Origin of the sequence: Tepidimonas charontis (assembly GCF_007556685.1) — a bacterium.
Classification (GTDB): Bacteria; Pseudomonadota; Gammaproteobacteria; order Burkholderiales; family Burkholderiaceae_C; genus Tepidimonas; species Tepidimonas charontis.
Map to the genome: position 1 here is coordinate 26415 of NZ_VJON01000032.1, position 7996 is coordinate 34410.

Below are 7996 nucleotides of genomic sequence, written 5' to 3' on the forward strand. Positions count from 1 at the left end.
CGGGGGCCGCTGCGCCATCGGTTACGATAGAGGCATGGCTGTACAGTACACACCCCCGGGCGCTGCTGACCTGTTGCCCGTGCCCGGCCTGCGTCTGGGCGTGGCCGAGGCGCACGTGCGCAAGCCCAACCGCAAGGATCTCACCGTCATGCTGCTCGACGAAGGCAGCGCGGTGGGCGGCGTCTTCACCCGCAACCGCTACTGCGCCGCGCCGGTGCAGGTCTGCCGCGAGCACCTGGCCGCGGGGCAGGGCATCCGCGCGCTGGTGGTCAACACCGGCTGCGCCAACGCCGGCACCGGCGAACAGGGTCTGATCGACGCGCGCGCGGTCTGCATCGCGCTGGCGCAGCGGCTCGGCGTGGCGCCGCAGCAGGTGTTGCCGTTTTCCACCGGCGTCATCATGGAGCCGTTGCCGGTCGAGCGTATCGTGGCGGGGCTGCCGGCGGCGCTGGCCGACGCGGCGGACGATGGCGCGCACTGGCTGCGCGCCGCCGAAGGCATCATGACCACCGACACCGTGCCGAAGGCCGCCAGCCGGCGCGTCACGATCGACGGCGTGCCGGTGACGGTGACCGGCATTGCCAAGGGCGCCGGCATGATCCGGCCGAACATGGCGACGATGCTGGGCTTCGTGGCCACCGACGCGCCGGTGGCCCCGGAGCTGATCGGGGAGCTGGCCCGCCGCGCCGCCGACGGCTCATTCAACCGCATCACGGTCGATGGCGACACCTCCACCAACGATTCCTTCATCGTGATGGCCACCGGGCGCGCGGCCCTGCCGCGCATCACGTCGCTGGACAGTCCCGCCGGCCAGGCCCTGCAGGCGGCGGTCACGGACGTCGCGCGCGAGCTGGCGCACGCCATCGTGCGCGACGGCGAGGGGGCGACCAAGTTCATCACCGTGCGCGTGGAGGGCGGGCGCGACGCCGAGGAATGCCTGAAGGCCGCCTACGCCATCGCGCACTCGCCGCTGGTCAAGACCGCCTTCTACGCCAGCGACCCCAACCTCGGCCGCATCCTGGCGGCGGTGGGCTACGCCGGCATCGAGGACCTGGACCAGGGGCGCATCGAGCTGTTTCTGGACGACGTGCACGTGGTCACGCGCGGCGGACGCCATCCGTCTTACAGGGAAGAGGACGGCGCGCGCGTGATGCGCCAAAGCGAGATCACGGTGCGTGTGGAGCTGGGGCGCGGGGCGGCCAGCGAGACGGTGTGGACCTGTGATCTCAGCCACGAATACGTGCGCATCAACGCCGACTACCGCAGCTAAAGCGCCGATGAACGAGCGTTTCGAACGGGTACTGGCGCGTGCCGAGAGCGTGCTGGCGCGCCTGGAAGCCATCTTGCCGCAACCCCTGGGCGAGCCGGACTGGTCGGCCTCGGTGGCGTTTCGCTATCGCAAGCGCGGCGCGCATGGGGTGCTGGAGCCGGTGCGCCATGTGGCGGCCATTCGGCTCGACGATCTGAAGGAAATCGACGACCAAAAGGCGCGCGTGCAGCGCAATACCGAGCGCTTCGTGCGTGGGCTGCCGGCCAACAATGTGCTGTTGACGGGAGCGCGCGGCACCGGCAAGAGCTCGCTCGTCAAAGCCTGCCTGAATGCGTACGCCGACGCCGGGCTGCGCCTGATCGAGGTGGACAAGGCCGACCTGATCGACCTACCGGATATCGTCGACGCAGTCGCCGAGCGTCCCGAGCGTTTCGTGCTGTTTTGCGACGACCTCAGCTTCGATGAGGGTGAGTCGGGCTACAAGGCGCTCAAGTCGATGCTGGACGGCTCGGTGGCGGCCGCCACCCCCAACGTGCTGATTTACGCCACCAGCAACCGCCGTCATCTGCTGCCGGAGTACCACCGGGAAAACCTGCAAGCCCAGCATGGGCCCGACGGCGAGGTGCACCCTGGCGAGGCCGTGGAGGAGAAGATTTCGCTGTCCGAGCGCTTTGGGCTGTGGGTGAGCTTCTACCCCTTCAGCCAAGAGCAGTATCTGGCCGTGGTGCGCCAGTGGCTGCGTCACTTCGGGTTGTCGGAGGCTGCCATCGAGGCGGCGCGTCCGCACGCGCTGGTGTGGGCGCTGGAGCGTGGCTCGCGCAGTGGCCGCGTGGCGTGGCAATTTGCGCGCGACTACGTGGGGCGGGAAGGTGGTCTGGGATGACCATGTCACCCGCCGCTGGCCACGCAGCCAACCCCCGCATCGACGCCGTTGCCGCCGCCGGGATGGCGTTCGACGCCGTCAGCGCCGAGGTCGCCGGCGCGCCGGTGCTGGTGGTCGATGGGGCGCGGCCCCGGCCGCCGCAGCCGCGCCCCTTGGTGGCGGTGGCCGTGGGGCTGCTGATCGACGCCGAAGGCCGCTTTTTGATGACCACGCGCCCGCCCGGCAAAGCCTATGCCGGTTACTGGGAATTTCCGGGCGGCAAGGTCGAGCCGGGTGAGACCGTGGAGCAGGCGCTGCGGCGTGAGCTGCGCGAGGAAATCGGCGTCATCATCGCCGCGGCGCAGCCCTGGCGCGAGCTGGTGGTGGATTACCCGCATGCGCTGGTACGGCTGCACGTCTGCCGCATCACCCAATGGCAAGGCGAGCTGCACATGCACGAGGGGCAAGCCTGCGCCTGGCAGACGCTGCCGGTGACCGTAGCGCCGGTGCTGCCCGGCACGGTACCCTTGCTTCAGGCGTTACAGGAGGGTTCATCGGCACCGGCGTCGGGCGCAGGTGCCGAGGGCTCGGGTACCCGGTAGCACTCGGCGGCCCAGGCGCCCAAGTCGATCTGTCGACAGCGCTGACTGCAAAAAGGACGCCACGGATTGTCAGGCGCATAGCGCGCTGGCGCGCCACACTGCGGGCACCGCACGGTACGTGGCGTCATGGCTGGTTCGTTCATCGCTACCTTGCGCCTCTCAGGCACACAGATGCACTTCGAATTCGGCCTCGGCGTCGGCGGCGTGTTCCAGACGGCCGTCGGCGTTGCGGCGCAGCAAGCGCACCGAAAACAGCAGCCGGTTGCCGCTGATTTCGGGGATCAGCCCCAAGGCCGGGTCGAGCCAGATGCGTAGCAATTGAAAGGTGCGCGTCTGCGGCAGACTCTGCTGATAGGCCCCCTGCGTGGCGAACACCTTTTGCGCCACACCCGTTTCACGCAACAGTTGCAGCAATAGCTGCACGGGATCAGCCAGACACGCCAGGGTCGAGGCCCAGCGTGTCAGATCGGCCTGCCGTTGCGCCGGACTCTGGTGCAACCAGTCGTGGTAGGCGGGCAAATCGAAGGCACAGGTGCCGCCGGGAATGGCGATGCGGTTGCGTACCGTGTTGAGCCACTCGATGCCGCCGAGCGCGTGGCCGGCGCGGCCTTCGTCATCGCGCAATGCGGCGTAGCAGCGGTCGATGCGCGCCATCAGCGCATCCAGCGCCGCCTCGGAAATGGCAGGGTTGCCGCGGTAGGCGTTGAAGGTTTGCTTGTGGCGCTCCAAGTCCTTCAGAATCTCGGTTTTGAGATCGGCGCGCGCACCGACGTCGGTGATCTCGAACAGCGTCTGCAAAGCGAAGTGGTGATCCAGCGCTTCGCTGCGCGCCACCAAGGTGCCCAGGCGCTGCAACAGATGTTCCAGCCGCAAATAGGTGCGGATGCGTTCGTTGAAAGGGTATTCGTACAGAATCACGCGGTCATCATAGCGGCAAAGTGCGCCGATCCCACAGTTGGCGCACGCGTGCACGCAAGGTGGCCAGATCGGTGCCCTCGTTGTCGATGACGGCATCGGCGGCGGCCAGCCGCTGCGCGCGGCTGGCCTGCTGCGCCAGCACCGCTTGCACCTGCGCGCGCGGCCAACCGTTGCGGGCCATGACGCGGCGAATCTGGGTTTCGGGCGTGCAGTCGACCACCCAAACGCGGTCGCAGCGCTGCCGCCAGGCGTCGGACTCCACCAGCAGCGGCAAGTCGAGCACGATGGTATCGGCCGTACATGCCGCGATGCGGCGATCGATCTCGGCACGCACCAGCGGATGGATGATCGCCTCCAGCCGCGCCTTTGCCTGCGGATCGGCAAAGACCAGCGCGCGCATGCGGGCCCGGTCCAGTGCACCGTCGGGGGCGATGAAGTCGGGCCCGAAGGCGCGCCGGATCGGCTCGATCGCCGCGCCGCCGGCGGCGGTGCAGGCGCGCGATAGCGCATCGGCGTCCACCACCGTGGCGCCCAGTTCAGCGAGCATCGCAGCCACCGTGCTTTTGCCGCTGCCGATGCCGCCGGTCAGACCGATGCGCAAGGGTTTGGCCATCGTTGTGCACGCACCGGTGTGTCAGCCCAAGCCCAGCGCACGCACGACGGAGCCCGGCCCCACCGTCCAGACCAACAGGCCGCCGAAGGCCAAAAACGGCCCAAAGGGAACGTAGCGCCCCTCCCGCAGGGCGTGTGCTGCCTTCATACCCAGCCCCACCACGGCGCCCAGCGCCGAGGCCACCAGCACCAACGGGATGAGTGCCTGCCAGCCCAGCCAAGCGCCCAGCGCCGCCAGCAGTTTGAAGTCGCCGTACCCCATGCCCTCTTTGCCGGTGAGCAGCTTGAAGGTCCAATAGACGCACCACAGCGACAGATAGCCCGCCACCGCCCCCCAAAGGGCGTCGGGCAGCGTCACCTCGGTGAACCCGACGGCGGCAGCGATCAGGCCCGCCCAGGCCAGCGGCAGCGTGATGTCGTCCGGCAACAGGGTGGTGTCCCAGTCGATGAAGGCCAGGGCCAGCACGGCGGCCACGAAGCCCCACCAAGCAAGCGTGGCGGCGCTGACGCCGTAGCGGGTGAAGACGGCGATGAAGGCGGCGGCGGTCAGCAGCTCCACCAACGGGTAGCGCAAGCCGATGGCAGCGCCGCACGCCGCACAGCGCCCGCGCAGGGCCAGCCAACTCAGGATGGGAATGTTGTGGTACCAACGCAGCGACGTGCCGCAGTGCGGGCAGTGCGAGCGCGGCACCAGCAGGTTGTAGGCGGACGCAGGCGCTTGCGCCGCCGCGTCAGGGGGGTGGGTGGCAGCCGCCGCGCCGCCTGTCGCCATGGTGACGCCACCTGATCGGTCGTCTGGAGTGCCGTCCGTTGTGTTGACGCCGTCTGGGCGACGTGCGTCGGCACCGTCTGCCAGCGTGGCCGCGGTATAGGCTGCAGCCTCGGCCGCCCAGCGTCGCTCCAGCATGCGCGGCAGGCGGTGGATCACGACGTTCAAAAAACTGCCCACCAGCAGGCCGAGTAGGCCAGCGGCCAGCCAACCCCAGGGCCCGAGCATGGGGATCATACACGCATGCCCGCCGCAGCCACCGCCGTCATATTCAACACCCGGCGCACCGTGGCCGCGGGCGTGAGGATGTGCGCCGTGCCATTGACGCCCATCAGAATGGGGCCGACGGTGACGCCGCCGCTGGTGGTGGTTTTCATCACGTTGTACAGGATATTGGCCGCATCCAGATTGGGGCAGACCAGCAGATTGGCACTGCCGCTGAGCGTGGAGTCGGACAAGAAGCGCGCGCGGATGTCGGGTTCGAGCGCGGCGTCGCCGTGTAACTCACCATCGCATTCGATTTCGGGATGGGCGGCGACGAACAGGTCACGTGCCAGGCGCATCTTGCGTGCGCTGGCGCGTTTGGAGGAACCGAAGGTGGAGTGTGACAGGAAGGCCACCTTGGGTGTGATGCCGAAGCGCTGGACCTCCTGTGCCGCCATCCAGGCGATTTCGGCCAGTTGCTCGGCGCTCGGGTCTTCGTTGACGTAGGTGTCGGTAATGAAGATCGGGCCGCGGTCGGTGTTGACGGCGTTGACGGCGGCAAACAGCGTTGCGCCCGGCCGCCGGCCCAGGATGCTTTCGATGCGCTCCAGGTGCGTGGTGTACGTGCCCACCAGGCCGCAGATGAGTGCATCGGCGTCGCCCAGATGCAACATGAGCGAGCCGATGATGGTGTTGGAGCGGCGCACGGCGGCCTTGGCTACTTCCGGGGTGGCGCCGTTGCGCTTCATCAGTTGGTGGTAGGCCTCCCAGTACTGGCGAAAGCGCGGGTCGTCTTCGGGGTTGACGTTTGCCAGGTCCACCCCCAGGCGCAGGTGCAGTCCGGCCTTGCGAATGCGCGCCTCGATCACGGCCGGGCGGCCGATCAGGATCGGCTGCGCGATGCCTTCTTCCAACGCCAGCTGGGCGGCGCGTAGCGCGCGTTCGTCCTCGCCGTCGGCATAGGCCACGCGCGCGCGCGGGGCTTGCGCCTTGGCGCGGGCAAAGATCGGTCGCATCAGGATGCCGGTTTGATAGACGAAGCGCTGCAGGCTGTCGCGGTAGGCATCCAGGTCGGCGATGGGGCGCGTGGCCACCCCCGATTCGGCGGCCGCTTGGGCCACCGCCGGAGCGATGCGCAGGATCAGCCGGGTATCGAACGGCTTCGGGATCAGGTAGTCCGGGCCGAACTGCAGCTCCTGCCCGGCATAGGCGGCGGCCACCTCGTCGCTGATCTCGGCTTTGGCCAGGGCGGCGATTTCACGCACGCACGCCAGCTTCATCGCTTCGGTGATGCGGGTGGCACCGCAGTCCAGCGCGCCCCGAAAGATGTAGGGAAAGCACAGGACGTTGTTGACTTGGTTGGGGTAGTCGGAGCGGCCGGTGGCGATGATGCAGTCTGGCCGCGCCGCCTTGGCCAGCTCGGGGCGAATCTCGGGCTCCGGGTTGGCCAGCGCCAGGATGATGGGGCGCTCGGCCATGGTTTGTACCATCTCGGGGGTCAGCACGCCGGGGGCGGAGCAGCCAAGAAAGACGTCGGCCCCGCGCACCGCATCGGCCAGGGTCCGCGCGTCGGTGTGGCGGCAGTAGCGCCGCTTGGATTCGTCGAGCCGTCCAGCCAGCGCATCGTCGCGTTGGTCGTGGATGACGCCTTTGGAGTCACACACCAGCACGTGCTCGGGCCGCGCGCCCAGGGCGACGAACAGGTCCAGCACGGCAATCGCTGCTGCCCCGGCACCCGAGACGGCAATGCGCACGTCGCCGATGGCCTTGCCCACCAGCTCCAGCGCGTTGATGAGCGCCGCCGACGCAATGATGGCGGTGCCGTGTTGGTCGTCGTGAAAGACGGGGATGTTGAGTCGCTCGCGCAGCTTGCGCTCGATGTAGAAACACTCGGGCGCCTTGATGTCTTCCAGGTTGATGCCGCCCAGCGTCGGCTCCAGCGCGGCGATGATCTCGACCAGTTTGTCCGGGTCTTTTTCCGCCAGTTCGATATCGAAGACATCGATGCCGGCGAATTTTTTGAACAGGCAGCCTTTGCCTTCCATGACCGGCTTGCCTGCCAGCGGACCGATGTCGCCCAGGCCCAGCACCGCAGTGCCGTTGGTGACGACGCCGACCAGATTGCCGCGGCTGGTGTAGTCGGCGGCTTTGCGCGGGTCGGCGGCGATTTCCAGACAGGGGTAGGCGACGCCGGGCGAGTAGGCCAGGCTCAAGTCGCGCTGATTGGACAGCGCCTTGGTGGGGGTGATGGAGATCTTGCCCCGGGTGGGTGTGCGGTGGTACTCCAGGGCGGCTTCGCGCAGGGCTTGTTCGGTGGGGGTCATGGACACGTGGCGGACGATAGGTGAGAAACGTGCGTCGATCGGCGGGACGCGGTGGGCAACAGGGGCAAGTGTAGCCGCCCGTGGCCCAGCGTACCGCAGGGCTTTCGCGTCGATCCGTCCGGTCATGAATGCACTGGGGCGATCGCCCGGTCCATGGGGGCGTCGTCGGCCGGCGTCGATCCGGGCCTGTCAAGGCAAAGTAGAAATGTCCGCCCTCTGAGCAAGTTAGAAATGTCCGGTTTGACGCCGAAGGTATGTCCTCATGGGCTGGCCCATGGGCCAGCCCATGAGGGCGGAGCGCTGAAGAGACGACGCCAGGGGTGCTCAGGGCCGGGACACCATGGCTGTTTGACTTGGCGCGCTTTGAGGATGTCATCCACCCGCGCATTGAGCGTCTTGTCATCGACGGCGCTGGGGGTGGCTGGAGCAGGATCG

At 68.1% G+C, this 7996-nt stretch carries 8 protein-coding genes; 3 read left to right on the forward strand and 5 right to left on the reverse strand.

All coding sequences use genetic code 11. The features are described from left to right. Window positions 1-34: 34 nt before the first annotated feature. The 3 genes from argJ to Tchar_RS09490 all read left to right on the forward strand — a co-directional run bounded on the left by argJ (window position 35) and on the right by Tchar_RS09490 (window position 2734). Window positions 35-1270, forward strand: coding sequence for a bifunctional glutamate N-acetyltransferase/amino-acid acetyltransferase ArgJ (gene argJ / locus Tchar_RS09480; RefSeq protein ID WP_144328816.1), 1236 nt, complete (start codon window positions 35-37; stop codon window positions 1268-1270). A gap of 7 nt (window positions 1271-1277) precedes the next feature. After that, complete coding sequence (locus tag Tchar_RS09485) at window positions 1278-2153, forward strand: ATP-binding protein (RefSeq protein ID WP_144328817.1); 876 nt, start codon at window positions 1278-1280, stop codon at window positions 2151-2153. A gap of 62 nt (window positions 2154-2215) precedes the next feature. Beyond that, window positions 2216-2734: an NUDIX domain-containing protein gene (locus Tchar_RS09490; protein ID WP_144328823.1), complete on the forward strand. Its 519-nt coding sequence runs from the start codon at window positions 2216-2218 to the stop codon at window positions 2732-2734. Here Tchar_RS09490 and Tchar_RS09495 read toward each other — a convergent pair. From Tchar_RS09495 to Tchar_RS09515, 5 genes are read right to left on the reverse strand one after another with little or no spacing between them, the layout of a single operon-like run. Beyond that, a complete protein-coding gene (locus Tchar_RS09495) occupies window positions 2665-2877 on the reverse strand; it encodes a DNA gyrase inhibitor YacG (protein WP_144328818.1) in 213 nt (70 codons plus the stop codon). The genes Tchar_RS09490 and Tchar_RS09495 overlap by 70 nt on opposite strands. A 16-nt stretch (window positions 2878-2893) precedes the next feature. Continuing rightward, on the reverse strand, window positions 2894-3652 hold the full coding sequence (zapD, locus tag Tchar_RS09500; protein ID WP_144328819.1) for a cell division protein ZapD: 759 nt from the start codon (window positions 3650-3652) through the stop codon (window positions 2894-2896). Window positions 3653-3659: 7 nt separating this feature from the next. Continuing rightward, window positions 3660-4265: a dephospho-CoA kinase gene (coaE, locus tag Tchar_RS09505; protein ID WP_144328820.1), complete on the reverse strand. Its 606-nt coding sequence runs from the start codon at window positions 4263-4265 to the stop codon at window positions 3660-3662. A 21-nt stretch (window positions 4266-4286) separates the two neighbouring features. Beyond that, on the reverse strand, window positions 4287-5261 hold the full coding sequence (locus Tchar_RS09510) for a prepilin peptidase (protein ID WP_144328824.1): 975 nt from the start codon (window positions 5259-5261) through the stop codon (window positions 4287-4289). 5 nt (window positions 5262-5266) lie between these two features. After that, window positions 5267-7561, reverse strand: a complete 2295-nt coding sequence (locus tag Tchar_RS09515; protein ID WP_144328821.1) for an NADP-dependent malic enzyme — start codon at window positions 7559-7561, stop codon at window positions 5267-5269. Between the last annotated feature and the right edge of the window lie 435 nt (window positions 7562-7996).